Source organism: Roseivivax sp. GX 12232 (assembly GCF_021272185.1).
GTDB lineage: Bacteria > Pseudomonadota > Alphaproteobacteria > Rhodobacterales > Rhodobacteraceae > Roseivivax.
The window spans coordinates 530,143-549,186 of sequence record NZ_JAJSEC010000002.1; the positions used below are offsets into that span (position 1 = coordinate 530,143).

The 19,044-nt window shown below is 70.2% G+C and carries 20 protein-coding genes, 1 tRNA gene, 1 pseudogene and 1 riboswitch; of the genes and pseudogenes, 13 read left to right on the forward strand and 9 right to left on the reverse strand.

Annotated elements, in window-relative coordinates:
* Positions 1-36: 36 nt before the first annotated feature.
* Complete coding sequence (locus LR948_RS06410; RefSeq protein ID WP_232753149.1) at positions 37-996, reverse strand: LacI family DNA-binding transcriptional regulator; 960 nt, start codon at positions 994-996, stop codon at positions 37-39.
* Positions 997-1,104: 108 nt separating this feature from the next.
* Here LR948_RS06410 and LR948_RS06415 point away from each other — a divergent pair, with 108 nt between their 5' ends.
* Both LR948_RS06415 and LR948_RS06420 read left to right on the forward strand, forming a co-directional pair.
* Entirely contained in the window at positions 1,105-2,697 is a 1,593-nt protein-coding gene (locus LR948_RS06415; protein ID WP_232753150.1) for an alpha-glucosidase, read from the forward strand.
* Between the two features lie 236 nt (positions 2,698-2,933).
* Positions 2,934-3,962 (forward strand): proline racemase family protein, encoded by a 1,029-nt coding sequence (locus LR948_RS06420; RefSeq protein WP_232753151.1) that lies wholly within the window; start codon positions 2,934-2,936, stop codon positions 3,960-3,962.
* A 117-nt stretch (positions 3,963-4,079) separates the two neighbouring features.
* Here the strand turns inward: LR948_RS06420 and LR948_RS06425 are convergent, their stop codons facing one another.
* Positions 4,080-4,532 (reverse strand): helix-turn-helix domain-containing protein, encoded by a 453-nt coding sequence (locus tag LR948_RS06425; RefSeq protein ID WP_232753152.1) that lies wholly within the window; start codon positions 4,530-4,532, stop codon positions 4,080-4,082.
* Positions 4,533-4,797: 265 nt separating this feature from the next.
* Here LR948_RS06425 and merF point away from each other — a divergent pair, with 265 nt between their 5' ends.
* Positions 4,798-5,025 carry a mercury resistance system transport protein MerF gene (gene merF / locus LR948_RS06430; RefSeq protein WP_232753153.1) on the forward strand — a complete coding sequence of 76 codons (228 nt, stop codon included), beginning with the start codon at positions 4,798-4,800 and terminating at the stop codon, positions 5,023-5,025.
* A 12-nt stretch (positions 5,026-5,037) separates the two neighbouring features.
* Positions 5,038-6,450, forward strand: coding sequence for a mercury(II) reductase (gene merA / locus LR948_RS06435; protein WP_232753154.1), 1,413 nt, complete (start codon positions 5,038-5,040; stop codon positions 6,448-6,450).
* Between the two features lie 96 nt (positions 6,451-6,546).
* Here the strand turns inward: merA and LR948_RS06440 are convergent, their stop codons facing one another.
* The 5 genes and pseudogenes from LR948_RS06440 to LR948_RS06460 all read right to left on the reverse strand — a co-directional run bounded on the left by LR948_RS06440 (position 6,547) and on the right by LR948_RS06460 (position 10,151).
* On the reverse strand, positions 6,547-7,053 hold the full coding sequence (locus LR948_RS06440) for a DUF3299 domain-containing protein (protein WP_232753155.1): 507 nt from the start codon (positions 7,051-7,053) through the stop codon (positions 6,547-6,549).
* A pseudogene (locus tag LR948_RS06445) lies at positions 7,050-7,556 on the reverse strand (DUF3299 domain-containing protein). Before LR948_RS06445 ends, LR948_RS06440 begins: the two are co-directional and overlap by 4 nt.
* On the reverse strand, positions 7,553-8,803 hold the full coding sequence (locus LR948_RS06450) for an ABC transporter permease (RefSeq protein ID WP_232753156.1): 1,251 nt from the start codon (positions 8,801-8,803) through the stop codon (positions 7,553-7,555). The pseudogene LR948_RS06445 and the gene LR948_RS06450 overlap by 4 nt, the downstream one beginning before the upstream one ends.
* Positions 8,800-9,486 (reverse strand): ABC transporter ATP-binding protein, encoded by a 687-nt coding sequence (locus LR948_RS06455; protein ID WP_232753157.1) that lies wholly within the window; start codon positions 9,484-9,486, stop codon positions 8,800-8,802. Before LR948_RS06455 ends, LR948_RS06450 begins: the two co-directional genes overlap by 4 nt.
* A complete protein-coding gene (locus LR948_RS06460; RefSeq protein WP_232753158.1) occupies positions 9,483-10,151 on the reverse strand; it encodes a DUF2796 domain-containing protein in 669 nt (222 codons plus the stop codon). The genes LR948_RS06455 and LR948_RS06460 overlap by 4 nt, the downstream gene beginning before the upstream one ends.
* Positions 10,152-10,412: 261 nt before the next feature.
* Positions 10,413-10,625: riboswitch (cobalamin riboswitch) on the forward strand.
* 126 nt (positions 10,626-10,751) lie between these two features.
* Here LR948_RS06460 and LR948_RS06465 point away from each other — a divergent pair.
* From LR948_RS06465 to LR948_RS06480, 4 genes are read left to right on the forward strand one after another with little or no spacing between them, the layout of a single operon-like run.
* The gene (locus tag LR948_RS06465) at positions 10,752-11,048 is read left to right on the forward strand and encodes a hypothetical protein (RefSeq protein WP_232753159.1); all 297 of its coding nucleotides are present in this window, start codon (positions 10,752-10,754) and stop codon (positions 11,046-11,048) included.
* Positions 11,045-11,878: an ABC transporter ATP-binding protein gene (locus LR948_RS06470; RefSeq protein WP_232753160.1), complete on the forward strand. Its 834-nt coding sequence runs from the start codon at positions 11,045-11,047 to the stop codon at positions 11,876-11,878. Before LR948_RS06465 ends, LR948_RS06470 begins: the two co-directional genes overlap by 4 nt.
* Positions 11,875-12,813, forward strand: coding sequence for an ABC transporter substrate-binding protein (locus tag LR948_RS06475; protein WP_232753161.1), 939 nt, complete (start codon positions 11,875-11,877; stop codon positions 12,811-12,813). The genes LR948_RS06470 and LR948_RS06475 overlap by 4 nt, the downstream gene beginning before the upstream one ends.
* A gap of 4 nt (positions 12,814-12,817) precedes the next feature.
* A complete protein-coding gene (locus tag LR948_RS06480) occupies positions 12,818-13,864 on the forward strand; it encodes an iron ABC transporter permease (RefSeq protein WP_232753185.1) in 1,047 nt (348 codons plus the stop codon).
* Positions 13,865-14,048: 184 nt separating this feature from the next.
* On the opposite strand, the gene LR948_RS06485 is transcribed toward LR948_RS06480, so the two are convergent.
* Positions 14,049-14,134 (reverse strand) — tRNA-Leu (locus tag LR948_RS06485).
* A gap of 113 nt (positions 14,135-14,247) precedes the next feature.
* Here LR948_RS06485 and LR948_RS06490 point away from each other — a divergent pair.
* Complete coding sequence (locus tag LR948_RS06490; protein WP_232753162.1) at positions 14,248-14,826, forward strand: YqaA family protein; 579 nt, start codon at positions 14,248-14,250, stop codon at positions 14,824-14,826.
* Complete coding sequence (locus tag LR948_RS06495) at positions 14,823-15,281, forward strand: disulfide bond formation protein B (protein ID WP_232753163.1); 459 nt, start codon at positions 14,823-14,825, stop codon at positions 15,279-15,281. The genes LR948_RS06490 and LR948_RS06495 overlap by 4 nt, the downstream gene beginning before the upstream one ends.
* A gap of 186 nt (positions 15,282-15,467) precedes the next feature.
* On the opposite strand, the gene LR948_RS06500 is transcribed toward LR948_RS06495, so the two are convergent.
* Positions 15,468-15,911, reverse strand: a complete 444-nt coding sequence (locus tag LR948_RS06500; RefSeq protein WP_232753164.1) for an Lrp/AsnC family transcriptional regulator — start codon at positions 15,909-15,911, stop codon at positions 15,468-15,470.
* 119 nt (positions 15,912-16,030) lie between these two features.
* Between LR948_RS06500 and rocF the strand changes: the two genes are divergently transcribed.
* From rocF to LR948_RS06515, 3 genes are read left to right on the forward strand one after another with little or no spacing between them, the layout of a single operon-like run.
* Positions 16,031-16,951: an arginase gene (gene rocF, locus LR948_RS06505; RefSeq protein WP_232753165.1), complete on the forward strand. Its 921-nt coding sequence runs from the start codon at positions 16,031-16,033 to the stop codon at positions 16,949-16,951.
* Between the two features lies 1 nt (position 16,952).
* Positions 16,953-17,879 (forward strand): citrulline utilization hydrolase CtlX, encoded by a 927-nt coding sequence (gene ctlX, locus LR948_RS06510; protein WP_232753166.1) that lies wholly within the window; start codon positions 16,953-16,955, stop codon positions 17,877-17,879.
* Positions 17,876-18,934, forward strand: coding sequence for an ornithine cyclodeaminase (locus tag LR948_RS06515; protein WP_232753167.1), 1,059 nt, complete (start codon positions 17,876-17,878; stop codon positions 18,932-18,934). The genes ctlX and LR948_RS06515 overlap by 4 nt, the downstream gene beginning before the upstream one ends.
* Positions 18,935-19,044: the final 110 nt, after the last annotated feature.

Consider the following 19,044-nt stretch of genomic DNA (forward strand, 5'->3'; position numbering starts at 1 on the left):
CTGCCTGCGCGCGGCGATCCTGTCAAGCGCGGCGCATCAGTCCTCGATTAAGGACACGTCCAGAAGGGTTTGGCTGGCGGGCTTGCCGCGAATCGCCCCGGCCAGCGCGTCGCAAAGCGGCGTCCAGGCGTCCGACAGGGGCGCGCGTGTGCGGATCAGCGGGCCGCCGATCTGGCCCGCCTGGTGGCGCAGCAGGTCGTCGTCATGGGCCGCGATGGGGGTCGCGCCCAGGCCGTCGCGCAGACCCGCGGCGAGCATCATGTTGCCGGCGATCACGCCGTCGGCCTCGGCCAGCGCCCCCGCGGCCGCCCTGCCCCGCGCCTCGGTCATCGGCCCCGGCAGAACGTGGGTCTCGGCCAGCGCCAGGTTCTGCGCGGAGAGCGCCGCTTCGACCCCGGCGCGGCGCAGGCCCGAGTAGGGCCGGTCGCCCGGCCCGTCCACCAGCGCGATACGGCGGCAGCCCCGCCGCAGGAGCGCCTCGGCCAGCATTCGGCCGATCGCCCAGTGGTCGATGTCGACGAAGGGATAGCCCGCGTCGATCCGGTCGCGGCCATGCACCACGAAAGGCGCGCCGAGTTGCTCGAGGCAGGCGATCCGCGGGTCGTCGCGCAAGGGGTCGGTCACCACCACGCCGTCGATCGAGCCGCCCCGCATCATCCGGCCATGCGCCTCGGCCGGGTCCTCCCCGTCCGAGAGCACATGCAGCACGAACTGCAGCCCGCGCCGGGAGAACTCCGCCGAGAGGCCCATGACGGTCTCCATCAGCAGCTCGATCTCCACGGTCTCCGAGCGCGGCGGCACGATCATCGAGACGATGCCCGACCGCCCGGACTTCAGCTTGCGCGCCGAGAGGTTCGGCACGTAGCCCAGCTCCTCGGCGGCCTTGCGCACCCGCGCCTTGGTGGCCTCGCTGACGTCGTCATGGGCGTTGAGCGCCCGGCTGACCTGCGTCACCGACAGCCCGACGCGGCGCGAGACGTCCTTCAATGTCGCCATACCCGGCACTCCCCCTCTTGGGAAAACGGACTTGCACCCTGGCCCCGTCATGGTCAACAAACAGAATAACCGAAACGTTTCGGATCACAACTGCCGGGAGGGCTCGACATGGATGCGACACAGGATTGGTGGAACGGATCAGTCACTTACCAGATCTATCCGCGCAGCTTTCAGGACGACAACGGCGACGGGATCGGCGACCTCAGGGGAATCACCCGGCGGCTGGGACATGTCGCCGACCTCGGCGTCGACGCGATCTGGATCTCGCCGTTCTTCACCTCGCCGATGATCGACATGGGCTATGACGTCGCCGATCACCGCGACGTCGATCCCTCCTTCGGGACCATGGCGGATTTCGAGGCGCTGGTGACCCGCGCCCATGATTTGGGCCTGAAGGTGATCATCGACCAGGTGCTGTCGCATTCCTCGGACCGCCACCCCTTCTTCACCGAAAGCCGCGCCTCGCGCGACAATCCCAAGGCCGACTGGTACGTCTGGGCCGACGCCAAGCCCGAGGGCTCGCCGCCGAACAACTGGCAGTCGATCTTCGGCGGGCCCGCCTGGACCTGGGACGTGCGCCGCCGACAGTACTACTTCCACCAGTTCCTGAAGGAGCAGCCCGACCTCAACTTCCACAACCCCGAGGTCCAGGACTGGGCGCTGGAGACGCTGGCCTTCTGGCTCGACAAGGGGGTCGACGGCTTCCGGCTCGATGCGGTGAACCACTACGTCCACGACGCCTTGCTGCGCGACAACCCGCCGGACTTCCGCGAGAAGACCGAGCCCGATTACAAGACCTACGAGATGCAGTATCCGGTGCACTCCAAGAACCGGCCCGAGAACCTGGCCTTCATGGAGCGGGTGCGCGCCCTGACCGACCGCTACGAGGCCCGCACCCTGATCGGCGAGATCGGCGAGGGCCATTTCCCCATCGAACGGCTGCAGGAATACACCGGGCCCGGGCGGCTGCATCAGGCCTATCACACGGCGCTGATGCACAAGCCCTACGGCGCGGCATTCTTCCGCCGGCAGATCGAGGCGATGTTCGCCGATGGCTACGCGGGCTGCCCGAACTGGGCCTTCTCGAGCCACGACGTGCCGCGCCATGTCAGCCGCTGGGCGGATCACGCCGCCACCCCGGACGGCTTCACCAAGATGACCGCGGCGCTCCTGCTGAGCCTGCGCGGCTCGGTCTGCCTCTACCAGGGCGAGGAGCTGGGGCTGGCGCAGTCCGAATTGGCCTACGACGAGCTGGTCGACCCCGAGGGCAAGACCTTCTGGCCCGACAACCCCGGCCGCGACGGGTCGCGCACGCCGATGCCCTGGCAGGCGGATGCGGCGCAGGCGGGCTTTTCGACCTCCGCGGAGACCTGGCTGCCGGTCAAGCCGCCCGAGGCCGCGCGGGCGGTCGACACCCAGAGCGGACGCGACAGCGTGCTGGCCTTCTACCGCGAGATGATCGCGCTGCGCGCTCGGACAGAGGCCCTGAGGGCCGGCGAGATGACCTTCCTCGATATGCCCGAGCCGGTGCTTGGCTACATGCGTGGCGGCGAGGTCCTCTGCCTCTTCAATCTCGGCACGACGCCGGTCTCGGTCGATGTCGAGAGCGCCGGAGAGGAGCTCTGCGCCGAAGGTGCCGAAGTCGCGGGCCGCACCGTGAGCCTCGGCGCCAACGGGTTCCGGCTCGCCCGGGTCGCCTGATCGGGGGGGTGGTGGGGCGTCGCCTCGACGGGCCGACGACAGTGGCGATGCTGGTCCGTCGGCCGTGCCCCCGGGTGAATGCGAGAGCCCTGCCCCGCGCCGCCTGCGCAGGTGCCATCCCGCCCCCGGGACCGCCCCCCGATCCTCTAATCCCAAAGTATCATCCCGCCACCTGTTGGCATGCCCCCTCCCGCCGCCCATGATCGCCCTGCCGCAACCCACCAGGACCCATCGCCATGCGCTCCAGCAAGACCATCCACGTGATCTCCGCCCACGCCGAGGGCGAGGTCGGCGACGTCATCGTCGGTGGTGTCCTGCCGCCGCCCGGCGACACCCTCTGGGAACAGAGCCGCTGGATTGCCCGCGACGAGACCCTGCGCAACTTCGTCCTGAACGAGCCGCGCGGCGGGGTCTTCCGGCATGTGAACCTGCTGGTCCCGCCGAAGCACCCCGAGGCGCAGGCCGCCTGGATCATCATGGAGCCGGAGGACACGCCGCCGATGTCCGGCTCGAACTCGATCTGCGTCGCCACGGTGCTGCTCGACGGCGGGCTGGTCCCGATGCAGGAACCCGAGACGCATCTGGTGATGGAAGCGCCCGGCGGCCTCGTCCGGGTGCGCGCGGAGTGCCGGGACGGCAAGGCCGAGCGGATCTTCGTGGAGAACGTGCCTTCCTTCGCCGCCCGGCTCGACGCGACGCTCGAGGTCGAGGGGCTGGGCACCCTGACGGTGGACACCGCCTACGGCGGCGACAGCTTCGTGATCGTCGACGCCGCGGCGCTCGGCTTCACGCTGAAGGAGGACGAGGCGCATGACCTCGCGACCCTCGGCGTGCGGATTACCAATGCCGCCAACGCGCAGCTCGGCTTCGAACACCCCGAGAACCCGGACTGGCGGCACATCTCCTTCTGCCTTTTCGCCGGGCCGCTGACCGACGGCCCCGAGGGGTTGGAGACCGGCTCCGCGGTTGCGATCCAGCCCGGCAAGGTCGACCGTTCGCCCACCGGCACCGCGCTTTCGGCGCGCATGGCCGTCCTGCAGGCGCGGGGCGTGATGACGACCGGCGAGAGGCTCACCGCGCGCTCGGTGATCGGCTCGACCTTTTCCGGGAAGATCCTCGGAGAGACCACGCTCGCGGGCCACCCGGCGATGCGCCCGGAGATCTCCGGCCGCGGCTGGATCACCGGCGTGCACCAGCACATGCTCGACCCCTCCGACCCCTGGCCCGAGGGCTACCGGCTGTCGGACACCTGGGGCGCTCGGTGACGGGGCGCGGAGGGTGATTGCGGACGTGGGCTGCGGATGTGGCCCGCGCGGTTCGCCCGACGCGTAGACCGCAGGTCCTGCCTCCCGGCGGACCGCCCCGCCTCCCTCGAATGAACCCTATTCCGCACCACCTGCGGGCATCTCCGCCGCCTGCCCTTCATTGAGAACATCCAGCAGCGGGCAGTCGGGCGTGTCGGCCCCGGTGCAGCGCGAAATGGTCCCCGAGAGAACCGCTTCGATCGCCTGAAGATCGCGGATCTTGGCGCGCACCACCTCGAGGTGGTGCCGCCCCATGCGCGCGACCTCGGCGCAGGTGTGGCTGCCGCGATCGACGAGGGACAGGAGGCCGCGGATCTCTTCCATCGTGAAGCCGAGATCCCTGGCCCGCATCACGAAGCTCAGCCGCTCCACATGGGCCGGCCCGTAGCGCCGATGCCCCGACGCGGTGCGCGGCGGATCGGGCATCAGGCCGACGCTCTCGTAATAGCGGATGGTCTCGAGGTTGCAGCCGGTCCGCCGGGCGAGATCGGAGCGCCTCAGCGCGCTCGCGGTGGCGTGAAGGTCAGGCATCAGATTTGTCCTTGATCCTGTAGTTGCTACAGACCCTATCTTGACGGTCATCGAGCCACAACGAGGATGACGCGATGACGGTGCAGACGAAGAAGACGGGGCGGCAGGCCCGGACAATAAGTGAGAGGACCGGGAAGGCTGCTGCAAGCCGCCACGGCGCGTGGCGCATGGGCGGTGACCTTGCTGGGCCCTTCACGGGCTCCGAGGCGCGGATCACCTTCGCGGGCGCCGACTGCGATGCACCCCTTACCGAGGATAGGCCCCAATGAACCGCACGCCCCGCTCCGAAAAGACCGACCGCCTCCTGTCCTATGGCCTGATCGGCACCGTCATTCTGGCGCTCTGCTGCTTCACGCCGGTCCTGGTGATCCTGCTGGGCGCCCTGGGGCTCTCCGCCATGCTGGGCTGGCTCGACCTGGTGCTCCTGCCCGCGCTGGCGGGCTTCATCGGCCTCACGCTCTACGCGCTCTGGCGGCGCGCGCGCAGGACCTGAGGGGAGGCAGACATGAGTGACACCCACACCCACAAATCCGCCTACGACCTGGCCGTCGTCGGCGCCGGGTCCGCCGGCTTTTCCGCCGCCATCACCGCCGCCGAGGCCGGGGCGCGCGTGGCATTGATCGGCACGGGCACCCTTGGCGGCACCTGCGTCAACACGGGCTGCGTGCCCTCGAAGGCGCTGATCCGCGCGGTGGAGGGCCTGCACCAGGCCCGCGCCGCACGCCGCTTCGAGGGCATCGCGGCAGAGGCCCGGATCACCGACTGGGCCGCGACCATGGCGCAGAAACAAGAGCTTGTGCAGGAGATGCGTGCGGCGAAATATGCCGACGTCCTGCCGCGGCACGAGAACATCGACTATATCGCGGGCCGGGCCCGGTTCGACGATGAGGGCCGCCTGACCGTGGACGGCGCGGCTTTTCCGACGCGGAAAATCGTCCTCGCCACCGGGTCGCGCCCGCATGTGCCGACGATCCCCGGGATCGAGGAGAGCAAGGCCCTCGACAGCACCGTAGCCCTGGAGATGACCGCCCTGCCCGCCTCGCTGCTGGTCCTGGGCGCCGGCTATATCGGCGTGGAGCTGGCGCAGCTCTTCGCCCGGGCCGGTGTCGCGGTGACGCTGGTCAGCCGTCGGGGCGTGCTGCCGGAGGCCGAGCCCGAGGTCTCCGAGGCGCTGAAGCACTACCTGAGCGACGAGGGCATTCGCCTCGCGCGGGTCTCGGGCTACGAGCGCGTAGAACGCAACGGCAATGCCGTGCGGCTGACCGCAACGGACGGCCAGAGCTTCGAAGCCGAGCGCCTGCTGCGCGCCACCGGACGGGTGCCGAACAGCGACGGTCTGAATCTCGGCGCCGCGGGCATCGAGACCGACGCGCGCGGCGGGATCGTGACCGACGCGCAGATGCGCACCGCCAACCCCACGGTCTGGGCCGCGGGCGATGTCACCGGGCGCGACCAGTTCGTCTACATGGCGGCCTATGGCGCCAAACTCGCGGCCCGGAACGCGGTGGCGGATGAGGCGCGCAGCTATGACAACGCCACGATGCCCTGGGTGGTCTTCTCCGATCCGCAGGTCGCGGGCGTGGGCCTGAGCGAGGCGCAGGCCCGGGCGGCCGGGCACGACGTGGTCACCTCGGTCCTGCCGCTCGACGCCGTGCCCCGCGCGCTCGCCGCGCGCGACACGCGCGGGCTTATCAAGCTGGTGGCGGAGGCCCGCAGCAAGCGGCTCCTCGGCGCGCAGATCCTCGCCCCCGAGGGCGCCGACAGCATCCAGACGGCGGTGATGGCGCTGAAGGCGGGGCTGACATATGAGGAGCTGGGCGAGACGATCATGCCCTATCTCACCACGGTCGAAGGGCTGAAGCTCGCCGCCCAGACCTTCGAGAAGGATGTGGCCGCGCTCAGTTGTTGTGCCGGGTGACGGTGGGGCTCGCCGCTGTCTCAGGACGCGCGAAGCGAAACCGCCCGCGCTCAGCCGCTTGAGCTCATCGCCCCGAACGGCCCCTCACCACGCCCCCTACCGCCGATACGGCCGGATCTCGTCCGCCGAGAGCGCGTAGCCGATCTCGGCGAGCTGGGTCGAGGTCGCGGCCGTGCCGAACATGCCGGTGACGGTGACCGCCTCGAAAAGGCCCGAGGTCTCATAGGGGGTCTCGGTGGTCACGAAGACAAGCTGGTTGGCCGGCGGCGGCGGGACATGCACGCAGGCGCCGACATAGGGCACCAGGATGAAGGCGGTGACGCCCGTGGCGCGCTGGTCGATGGGCACGACGAAGCCGGACATCCGCACGATGGCCCCGTTCCAATCCGTCCGGATCCCCGTGGACTGCGGCTGCCCGGCCGCCATCGCACTTTCGTCGTGCGGCAGCACGTCCCGCAGGAAGGCCGGCGGCGCGCTGTCGCCCTCGGGCCGCAGGTCGTCCCAGGTCAGATCGTTCACGGTCTCGGCCCGCGCCGGGGCGGCCAGGGCAAATGCAGAGAGGCCAAGCAGGACCGCCCGCCGGCAGGGTCTGGGAGGTGTCATCGGTAGCTCTCGATCCTTTCGGCACTCATCTGGTAGCCCGCGTCCGCGATCTGCGTCGCCATGGGTTTGGCGGAGAGCCGCCCGAAGACGAAGACCGGGTCCCACATGGATCAGTTGGGCCAGGGCCTGTCGGTCCGCACGAAGACCAGCTGGTTCGGGGGCGGCGGCGGGGTGTGGATGCAGGCGCCGACGTAAGGCACCAGCATGAAGGCGGTCACGCCGCCGCGCGCGGTCTCGAAGGGGATGATGTAGCCCGGAAGCCGGATCCGCACCCCGTCGAGATCGCGGCGCACCTGCAGCCCGTTGGCGTCATACTGCGGGTTCCAGATGTCGTTGGCCTCGTCGATGAAGCCGGGCCCGACGATCTCGCCGTAGGGCAGACCGGGCGGCATCAGGTCGTCCCAGGCCAGCGCCCGGTATTTGGCCGCCTGCGCCGGCCCCGGAACGAGGCAGGCCGCGGAAAGCGCCAGAAGCCGGCGCCGGGAAAGACGGGCGGGTGTCATGTCCGCACCATCATGCCATCGGCCAGGGAGAGGCGGTAGGCCCGAAGCGCCGGCAGAAGGCTGGTCAGCGCCGCCGCGGCGATCACAAGCGCGAGAACCGCCGCTTCGCGCAGCGTCGGCGGCGCGATCGGCAGCCAGAGCCCGAAGGCGCTGTCGACCAGCGGTTGCGCGATGACGAGCCCGGCGTATAGCAATGCCAGCCCGAGGCCCGCGCCGAGGGCCGCCATCAGCGCGGCCTCCAGCACCAGAAGCCCGAGGATCGTCGCCGGTCGCGCGCCCATGGCCCGCCAGATCGCCATCTCGCGCCTGCGTTCGTTCAGCGAGGAGAAGATCATCGCCATCATGCCCAGAAGCGCGGTGACCACGACCATGGCGGAGACACCGATCAGCGCCGTCTCGGCCACCCCGACGATCTGCCAGAGCTCCTGCAGCGCGACGCCCGGCAGCACCGCCAGAAGCGGCTCCTCGGGGTATTGGTTGATCCAGCGTTGCAGGCCGAAGACCTGCAACCGCGACTGCGTGCCGACCAAGGCCGCCGTCACCGCCGAGGGCGTCAGATCCATCTCGCGGATGCGCTCCACCGGGGTCGCGGGCCCGGGCCGCTGCGCGCCCGAGCGCCAGTCGACATGGATCGCCTCGATCGCCTCGAGGCTGACGATCACCGTCCGGTCCACCGGCGTGCCGGTGCGGGCCACGATGCCCGCGACCCGGAACGGCTGGTCGCCGTGATCCGTGAACGACGCGAGCCCGTGGCTGACCACGATCGGATCGCCCACCGCGTATCCCAGCGCCGCGGCCACCTCGGCGCCGATCACCGCGTCGTAGAGGTCGCCCAGGCCCTGCCCCTGGGCGATCTCCAGCGCGCGCCCGCCGCGGTAGCGGTAGTGCTCGAAGAAGGCCCCGGTGGTGCCCATGACGCGGAACTGGCGGTGGCTGTCGCCGAGCGAGATCGGGACGATCCAGTCGACCTCGGGGCGCGCGGCGATGTCCTGATAGCTCTGCCAGGTGACGTTGTTGGTGGCATTGCCGATGCGGAAGACCGAGTAGAGTAGCAGTTGCACCGAGCCCGAGCGCGCCCCGACGATCAGGTCGGTGCCCGAGATCGTGTCGGCGAAACTGGCCCGCGCGCCGGTCCGCACCTTCTCGACGCCGAGGAACAGCGCCACCGACAGCGCGATGGCGAGCACCGTCATGCCCACGGTCAGGGCCCGCGCCAGGAGCGAGGCGAAGGCCAGGCGCAGGATCATGCGGGCGCCTCGATGCGGGCGATCTCTGCCAGCCGCACCACCCGGTCGAAGCGGGTGCCGAGGCGTTCGTCATGGCTGACCATCAGGAGCGAGGCCCCGGTCGCCTCCAGCCGGTCGAACATCAGGCCCAGGAAGCTGTCCTGCGTCGCGGCATCGAGCGCCGAGGTCGGCTCGTCGGCGACGATCAGCGGCGGCTGGCCGATCAGCGCCCGGGCCACCGCGACGCGCTGCTGTTGGCCGACCGAGAGCCGCCCGGCCTTGCTGCCCAGCACGCGCTCGGGCAACGCCAGCGCCGCGCAGAGTTCGCGGGCTTCGCCCCGGGCGGCCCGCGCGCGGCGCTCCGGCGCGAAGCGCAGCGGCAGCAGGATGTTGTCCGCCACGCTGGCATAGGGCAGCAGGTTGAACTGCTGGAAGATGACGCCGACGCGCTCCGCCCGGAACCGGTCCCGCGCGCCCGCACCAAGCGCCGCGAGGTCCTGCCCGCCGACGCGGACGCGGCCCGAGCCCGCCGTGACGATGCCGCAGATCAGCGAGAGCAGCGTCGACTTGCCGGAGCCGCTCTCGCCCAGAAGCAGGACCCGCTCGCCCGCCGCCATGGTGAAGCCCGGCACCGACAGCCCGAAGGATCCCCGCCCCGGCCAGCGGAAGCGCAGAGCCTCGAGCGCCAGCGCCGGTTCGGTCATTCGAGCGTGAGCTCGGCGGCGCCGGGGGTCAGCTCCGCCAGACCGGCGCCCGCCTCGGTGACGTATTGCACCTCGATCTCCCGGGCCTTGCCGAAGGTCTCGAAGAAGGGGAAGCCCAGGGTCGTGAGCGCGTCCTCGTCGTCGCAGGTGAAGCCGTAGGTGACGTGGAACTCGCTGTGGTCCGCGCTGTGCTCTTCGGCGTGGTCGTGGTCGTCGCCGTGCGCGTCGTGGTCGTGATCCTCGCCCGCCTCGTGCGCGTGGTCCTCGTGCTCCTCGTGCGCGTCGTGGTCGTGATCCTCGCTCTCGGCGTGGTCCGAACCATGCGCATCGTCATGCCCGCCGCCATGCAGGCGCGCCGCGACCTCGGTCAGCCGGCAGCCCGCGGGTTCCGGCAGGGTCACAATGGTCTCGGGTTGAAGGAACTGGCGGATCGCCGCGGCAACGGCGTCCTTCTCCTCGGCCGACCGCGCCGGGTATTCGAAGCCGACAATGTCCGCGCCCGGCGAATAGAGGGTTATCTCCACCCGGCCGTGTTCGACTGCGATTTCAGCCGTGGAGACGCCATGCACATGTGCGCCCATCTCGCGGGCCTCCTGCGCGGATGTGGCGGTCGCGGCAGAGGCGGCGGTCGATGCGAGGACGAGGGTCAGAACGGTCGGTTTCATGGGCGCTCCTTTACCCCGATATGGATGATGAAATGCGCAGGCCATGGCAAGGCCCACGCCGCGGAGTTGGATGTGCATAGAGCGGTCGGTTGCGTGGCGCAGGCCGCGCGCGACACCGTGCTGGAGATGCCCGGACCCGACCGCACTGCCCTGATCCGCGACCTGGAGCGCCCCTCACGCGCGCGCCCCGGCCCGGGCCACTCACCGCGCGCCGACAAGCACCGCACCCCCGATCCGCCATTGACCCCCAGCGCCCGATCTGCGCTTGTGGCCCGCGATGGTTCTCGACGGCTGACGGCCCGAGAGATGAAAAGGGAACGCGGTGCGGCGCCTCGGGCGCCAATTCCGTGACTGCCCCCGCAACTGTAGGCGGCGAGCACCCCGAGGTTGACCACTGGGCTCATACGGCTCGGGAAGGTTCGGGACAGCGACGACCCGCAAGTCAGGAGACCTGCCATCTCCGGGGCCCGACGGGCCCTGCAGTCACCTTCAACCCAGGCGGGGTGCCGTGGGAGGAGTGCCAGAGATGGACCCGACAGAGCTTGTGACATCGCCGGTATCCCGCTCGCTCCGCGATAAAGCGCGGAGGGCGCGATGTTATTGGCACAGACCTTACGGCAACTCGACGTAGGACCGCTGCCGCCCGACCGGGCGGAAGAGATGGCGCAGCTCGGCTACCTGCAATGGCTGGGCGCCCTGCCCGGCGACGCGGGATACCGGCAGGAGGCGCTCCGGGCCCGCGCAGTGGCGCTGCCGCTGGCCGCGAGCTCTCCCGCCGTGGCGCGATTCTGCAGGCTCCTGAGCGAGTCGCTCGTGACACCTCTCGCACCCCTTGCGCTCTCGGTCCCGAAGCGCGTGCGGCGCGGCGGGGCGAAGGCCCGCAGGCTCATGACATGAGCGGGGCATCCGCGCCCTTCTCCGCCGCCGCGCTGACGCTGGACCGGGTGTCCTGGGCGCCCCGGGGTGGCCGCCAGAGGGTCCTGCACGAGACCAGCTTTTCCCTGCCCCCCGGGCGGGTGCTCGGGGTCGTGGGTCCGAATGGCGCGGGCAAGACCACGCTTCTGCGGCTCCTTTACCGGTTTCTCCGCCCGCAGAGCGGCAGTGTGTGTCTCGACGGCAGGGACATCTGGCAGCTCTCCGCCCAGGCCGTGGCGCGCCGCGTGGCCGCCGTCCTGCAGGAGCAGCCGACCGATTTCGCCCTGACCGTCCAGGAGATCGTGGCACTCGGGCGCACCCCGCATCGCCGTGGCTTCGGGGGCGGCTTCGGCGGCGGCACCGGCGCAGCCGACCGGGCGATCGTCGAGGACGCCCTCACGCGCATGGAACTCTGCGGGCTTGCCCATCGGCACCTCGGCACCCTCTCGGGCGGCGAGCGGCAGCGGGTCATGGTGGCCCGCGCCCTGGCGCAGGAGCCGCGCCTCCTAATCCTCGACGAGCCGACCAACCACCTCGACATCCGCCACCAGCTCGAGGTGCTCCGGCTGATCCGCGACCTGCCGATGACCATCGTGACCTCGCTGCACGACCTGAACATGGCGCTGCGCCACTGCGACGAGGTTCTGCTGCTGAAAGAGGGCCGGACCTGCGGCTTCGGCCCGCCGGACCGGGTGCTGACCGAAGCCGGCGTCGCGCGCGCCTTCGAGGTCCGCACGCGCCGGGAAACCCTGTCGCACAGCGGCGCGGATCATCTCTCCTTTCACCTGACACGAGACCTGGAACAGGCATGACACTCCTCCATCTCCCCCTGCTCGCCGCCCTGCTCGGCACCGCCGGCACCGCCTCCGCGCAGACGACCGTCCAGAGCTGCGACCGCCGCGTCACCTTCGAGACCCCGCCCGAGCGCGCGGTCTCCAACGACGTCAACCTGACCGAGATGATGCTGGTCCTGGGGCTGGCCGACCGCATGGTGGGCTACACCGGTATCTCCGGCTGGAAATCCCTCGACGCCGGGATGCGCGCCGGGGTCGCGGCGCTGCCGGAACTGGCCGCCCGCAAGCCCACCAAGGAGATCCTGCTGGGCGCCGAGGCCGACTTCCTCTTCGCCGGCTGGAACTACGGCATGTCGGTCGGCGGCGCGGTGACGCCCGAGACGCTCGCGCCCTTCGGCATCCAGGTCTACGAGCTGACCGAGAGCTGCACGCATGTCATGGAGAAGGGCAAGGCCAGCCTCGAGGACATGTATGCCGACCTCACGAACCTCGGCCGCATCTTTGCGGTGGAGGCCCGCGCCGAGGCGCTGGTCGCGGGATACCGCGCCGAGCTTGCCGAGATCACCGCCGAGTTGGAGACCGGCGCGCCCCCGCGGGTCTTCGTCTACGACAGCGGGCAGGACACGCCCTTCACCGCCGGGCGCTACGCCATGCCGACCGCGCTGATCGAGGCCGCGGGCGGGCGCAACATCATGGATGATTTCGAGAAAAGCTGGGCCACCGTCTCCTGGGAGGAGGTCGTCGCGCGCGATCCCGAGATCGTGGTGATCGTGGACTACGGTGAGGTCACCGCGGAGGAAAAGCGCGCCTTCCTGGTGTCCAACCCGGCCTTCGCCGGGATCGCGGCGGTGAAGAATGACCGTTTCGTCACGCTCGATTACGTCGAGGCGACCCCCGGTCCGCGCAACATCGCGGCGGTCAAGACGCTCGCCGAGAGCTTCTGGGGAGAGTGAGGTGATCCGCGGAACCGATCTCCATGCAGACCCAGGCGCCCGGTCGAGGCTGCCCCTGCTGCTCGTCGCCGGGGTGGCGGTCCTTGTGGCCTCCCTGACCGTGGCCATCTCGGTCGGCGCGGTCCCGGTCGGTTTCACCACGGTCTGGGGCGTGCTGGCCGAGAGAGTCGCGCCCGGCAGCATCACCCCGCAATGGTCCGAGGGCCAGGCCGCGATCATCTGGGAGATCCGGTTTCCCCGGGCGCTTCTGGCCATGATGGTCGGCGCAGGCCTCGCGCTGGTCGGCGCCAGCCTGCAAGCGGTGACGCGCAACCCGCTGGCGGATCCGCATCTCCTGGGGATCTCCTCGGGCGGGGCCTTCGGCGCGATCCTGGCGCTTCTGCACACGGGGCTGTTCCTGGGGCTGCTGACGGTCCCGGTCCTGGCCTTTCTGGGCGCGCTCCTGGCCACCGGCATCGTGCTGGCGGTGTCGCGCCTGACCGAGGCGACCAGCGCCGACCGGCTGGTCCTCGCCGGTGTCGCGGTGTCCTTCATCGTCATGGCGGCGGCCAATGTGCTGATTTTCCTCGGCGATCCGCGCGCCTCGCATACGGTGGTCTTCTGGATGCTGGGCGGTCTCGGCCTGGCGCAATGGGACCAGCTCATCTACCCGCTGGTGATCCTGGCGGGCTCCGGGGCCTGGCTCCTGAGCCGCGCCGGCGCGCTCAACGCCATGACCGTGGGCGACGAGACCGCCGCGACCCTCGGCATCCCGGTGGCGCGCTTCCGGCTGGCCGTCTTCGGGGTCGGCGCGCTGATCACCGGGGTCATGGTGGCCTTCTCGGGGATCATCGGCTTCGTCGGGCTGATGGTGCCGCATATCGTGCGCCTGCTGGCGGGCGGAGACTACGCCCGGGTGCTGCCCCTCTCCGCGCTCGGCGGTGCGGTGTTCCTTCTCTGGGCCGACATCGCCGCGCGGACCGTGATGGCGCCAGAGGACATGCCCATCGGGATCGTCACCGGCCTGATCGGCGGGATCTTCTTCGTGTGGCTGCTCGGGCGGCGGCGGTGAAGGACGGCGGGGCGCAGTATCGGGAGAAGGCCAGCCGCGTAGGGTTATCGAAATCCGCACCGAAGCGCAGGAAGTGAGCATGGCTCAAATAAGGGGTCAGAAAAAGTAGGCACAGGGTGTGGGCCGCGACAGCGACCAGAAGCCCACGCCCTCAGGCGCCCATCACCCAACCCCTTGAAATCATTGGTGCCCAAGGTCGGACTCGAACCGACACGATCTTTCGACCGGGGGATTTTGAATCCCCTGCGTCTACCATTCCGCCACTTGGGCCCGGCCACTCCTCTACCGTTCGGGGCGGCGCGCGTCCAGCGGGGATCGCGGCTTTCTTGACCCCATGCGCGCCCCGTGCTGAGAAGTGCCGAAGAGCCCCGAGGACAGGCAGCATGCTCCGCACAACCTACGACCGCACCATGGCGCTGGCCGACCATCCGCGCGCGCTTTGGCTTCTGGCCCTCGTCTCCTTCGTGGAGAGCTCGGTCTTCCCGATCCCGCCCGACGTGATGATGATCCCGATGATCCTCGCAGCACCACGCAAGGCCTGGCTGATCGCGCTGGTGGCGACGCTGTCCTCGGTGGCGGGCGCGGGGCTCGGCTACATCATCGGCGCCTTCTTCTACGAGGGCATCGGCGCGCCGGTCCTCGAGGCGCTCGGCAAGGGCGAGAAGATCGCGGCCTTCAACGAGACCTTCAACACCTACGGGATCTGGGCGGTTCTGGTGGCGGGGCTCACGCCCTTCCCCTTCAAGGTGATCACCATCCTCTCGGGCTGGACCGCCATGCCGCTTCTGCCCTTCTTCGTCTCGGCGCTGATCGCGCGGGCGGCGCGGTTCTTCATCGTGGCGGGGCTCCTTTATTTCTTCGGGCGGCCGATCCGCGACTTCATCGAGCGCCGCCTCGGGCTGGTCTTCACGCTCTTCTGCATTGCGCTGATCGGCGGTTTCATGGTTCTGCGCGTGATATGAGTGCCCGCATCCTGATCCTCGCCGCCGCCGCCGGCTCCGCCGCGCTTCTGATCGCCGCGCTGGGCTTCCAGCACCTCGGGGGGCTGCCGCCCTGCAAGCTCTGCTACTGGCAGCGCTATCCGCATGTCGTCGCCGTGCTGATCGGTGCGGTGGCCCTGGCGCTGCCCCGCCGGGCGCTGGCGGCACTCGGGGCGCTGGCGGCGCTGACGACGGCGGCGGTCGGGCTCTATCACACCGGGGTCGAGAAGGCCTGGTGGGAGGGCCCCTCGACCTGCACCTCGGGCGCCATCGGCGGGCTCTCGACCGACGAGCTGATGGACCAGATCATGGCCGCGCCCATGGTGCGCTGCGACGAGATCGCCTGGGAGTTCCTGACGCTCTCCATGGCGAGCTGGAACATGCTGGCCGCGCTGGCGCTGGCGGGCCTCTGGATCGCGGCGTATCGCAAGCTCTGAGGGAGGCGCGGGGCGCGCGGCCGGGAAGACCGGTGCGTGCGCCCTGCCCGGCTTTTCGGGAGGTCCAACGCGGAGCCCCTGCTGCGCCCTCGGGGGTCACAACGCCCCGGCCAAGGCCCTGCCCTCCCATCTCGCCCGTAGCGCCCAACACGCACACGCCCCCGGCGCGCACCCAACGCTACCCGCCTAACGCCCCTTCTGCGCCCCCGCGCTGCGCTTCGTCGAGAGCAGAAGCGAGGTCTCCGAGGTCGTCACCCCGCCAAGCGCGCGGATCCGGTGCAGCACCCCGTCCAGCGCCTCGAGGTCCTGCGTGCCGAGCTCGGCGATCACGTCCCAGCGCCCGTTGGTCGTGTGCAGCCCGCGGATCTCGGGGAAGCCGCCGAGCTGGCGCAGGATGCGGTCGGTGCCGCGCCCCTCGATGCCGATCATCATCAGGGCCCGCACCGGGTCCTGGCGCACGTCCTCCTTCAGAACCACGGTGAAACCCAGGATCTGCCCGGCCTCGCGCAGCCGTTCGACCCGCGCCCGGACCGTGGTCCGCGACAGCCCCAATAGCCCCGCGAGGTCCGAATAGGAGGCCCGCGCGTCGCGCCTCAGCGCCGCCAGGATCCGCTGGTCCGTCTCGTCCATATCGCCACCCTTTGCCTCCGTTTCGGCCAAGTCTCGAACATTTTGTCCGATCTGTCACCTTTACCCCTTCTCACATCGCCGCATAATTCGCGCAAGACGGGCAGCAAAGGGGGCACGACATGACCGCGAAGACCATCCTTCTCATCGGCGCGCCGGTGGATTCCGGCAAGCGCAGCCGGGGCTGCCTGATGGGCCCCGACGCCTATCGCACCGCCCGCCTGCCGGGCGCCCTCTCCGATCTCGGCCACGAGGTCATCGACCTCGGCAATGTGCCCGCCGATGTCACCGACATCGCCGAGGACTCGCATCTCTACGCCCTGCCCGAGACCGTGGGCTGGACCCGGGCGCTCATGCGCGAGGCCGAGAAGGCCATGGCCCGCGGCCTGCCGATCTTCATGGGCGGCGATCACGCGCTCTCGCTCGGCACCCTGCCCGGCGTCGCGGCCCATGCCGCCCGCGAGGGCCGGCCGCAGTTCGTCCTCTGGCTCGACGCCCATTCGGACTTCCACACCCTCGAGACCACCGGCAGCGGCAACCTGCACGGCACGCCCCTGGCCTATGCCACCGGGCGCGCGGGCTTCCCGGGCTTTCCCGATGTGCCCGCCCCGGTGCCCGCCGACCAGGTCTGCGTGATCGGGCTGCGCTCGGTCGACGGCCCCGAGCGCGAGGCCTTCGACGCCGCGGGCGTAATGCGCGCCGACATGCGCGAGATCGACGAGAACGGCATCGGCAAGCCGCTCTCGGCCTTCCTCGACCGGGTGGCCGCGGCGGGCGGCGCGCTGCATGTCTCGCTCGACGTGGATTTCCTCGATCCCGCCGTGGCGCCCGCGGTGGGCACCACGGTGCCCGGCGGCGCCACCGTGCGCGAGGCGCACCTGGTGATGGAGATGCTCTACGACAGCGGGCTGATGACCTCGCTCGACCTGGTGGAGCTGAACCCGATGCTCGACGAACGCGGGCGCACCGCGCAGCTCATGGTCGACCTCGCCGCCTCGGCGCTGGGCCGGCGGGTCTTCGACCGCCCGACCCGGGGGTATTGAGATGCAGGTGCAAAGCCCGGGCGACGTGGTGATGATCCGCCCGCATCACTTCCGCTCGAATCCCGAGACCCGCGCAGACAACGCCTTCCAGAAGGCCGGCGGCGCCGACCAGGGCCCCGCCGCCCGGGCCGAGTTCGACGGCGTCGTCGCGGCCCTGCGCGCCGCGGGGGTGACCGTGCACGACTTCGACGACCACGGCGCCGAGACCCCCGACAGCGTCTTTCCCAACAACTGGTTCTCGACCCATGCGGGCGGCCATGTGGCGCTCTACCCGATGTATGCCGAGAACCGCCGCCGCGAGCGCCGCGCGGATGTGATCGAGATGCTGAAGGCGCGCTACCGGGTGCAGGACGTGATCGACTACTCGGGGCTCGAACACGACGGGCTGGCGCTCGAGGGCACCGGCGCCATGGTGCTCGACCACATCGGCCGGGTCGCTTACGTGGCGCGCTCGCATCGCGCCGACCCGGTGCTGCTCGAACGCTTCTGCACGCATTTCAACTTCGAGCCCATCGCCTTCGAGGCCGAGGACGCGCGGGGCCGGCCGGTCTATCACACCAACGTGCTCATGGCGATCGGCACCCGGGTGGCGCTGGTGGGGCTCGAGATGATCCGCGACCCCGCGCGCCGCGCCATGGTCCGCGACCGGCTGACCGAGACCGGCCGCGACGTGATCGCGCTTTCCGAGCGGCAGATCGAGGCCTTCGCCGGCAATGCCATCGAGCTTGCGGGCCGCGAAGGGCGCCTCCTGGCGCTGTCCGCCAGGGCGCTGGCCGCGCTCACCCCCGAGCAGATCGCCTGCATCGAGGATGATGCGCGCATCCTGCCGCTCTCCATTCCCACCATTGAAACCGCGGGCGGCTCGGTCCGGTGCATGATCGCCGGGCTGCATCTCGCGCGCCGCCACAGCCCGGAGGATTCCCGATGACCACCCCGTCCGACAAGGCCCTCGTGCCCTTCGTCTCCGTCGACCAGATGATGGGCCTCGTGCATCACCTCGGCATCGAAGAGACGATCCGCGGCCTCGCCGCCCATATCGAGGAAGACTTCCTGCGCTGGGAGAGCTTCGACAAGACCCCGCGGGTGGCGAGCCACAGCGCGGTGGGGGTGATCGAGCTCATGCCCACCTCCGACGGCGAGATGTACGGCTTCAAATACGTCAACGGCCACCCCAAGAACACCCGCGAGGGGCTGCAGACGGTCACCGCCTTCGGGCTCCTGGCCGATGTCTACACCGGCTATCCGAAGCTCCTGACCGAGATGACCCTGCTGACCGCGCTGCGCACCGCCGCCATGTCGGGCCTCGCGGCCAAGCATCTCGCGCCGAAGAACGCCAGGGTGATGGCGATGATCGGCAACGGCGCCCAGGCCGAGTTCCAGAGCCTCGCCATGAAGGCGCTGGTCGGCCTCGAGGAGGTCCGCCTCTACGACATCGACGCCGAGGCTACCAGGAAATGCGCGCGCAACCTCGCGGGCAGCGGGCTGCGCGTGGTCTCCTGCGCGACCGCCGAGGAGGCCATCGAGGGCGCGCAGATCCTCACCACCTGCACCGCGGACAAGCAATATGCCACGATCCTGTCGGACAACATGGTCGGCAGCGGCGTGCATGTGAACGCCATCGGCGGCGATTGCCCCGGCAAGACCGAGCTGGCGCCGGGCATCCTGACCCGTTCGACGATCTTCGTGGAATACCCCGAGCAGACCCGCATCGAGGGCGAGATCCAGCAGCTCGATCCCGACCACCCGGTGCAGGAGTTCTGGCGGGTCCTCTCGGGCGAGATCCCGGGCCGGCAGGGCAGCGCCGAGGTCACGCTCTTCGACAGCGTGGGCTTCGCGATCGAGGATTTCTCCGCCCTGCGCTTCGTGCGGAACGCCATCGAGGGCACGCCCTATTACACGCCGCTCGACCTTCTGGCCGACCCCGACGAGCCGCGCGACCTCTACGGCATGCTGATGCGCGCCACGCCCACCCCCGCCGCCTGACCCGCCGGGATCCCGCGCGCCTCGCCAGGGCCCGCGCGCCACGCCACACAGGCTTGACCGGGCCTTAAATACCTCTCGGGGGTCCGGGGGCAGACAGCCCCCCGCCCCGC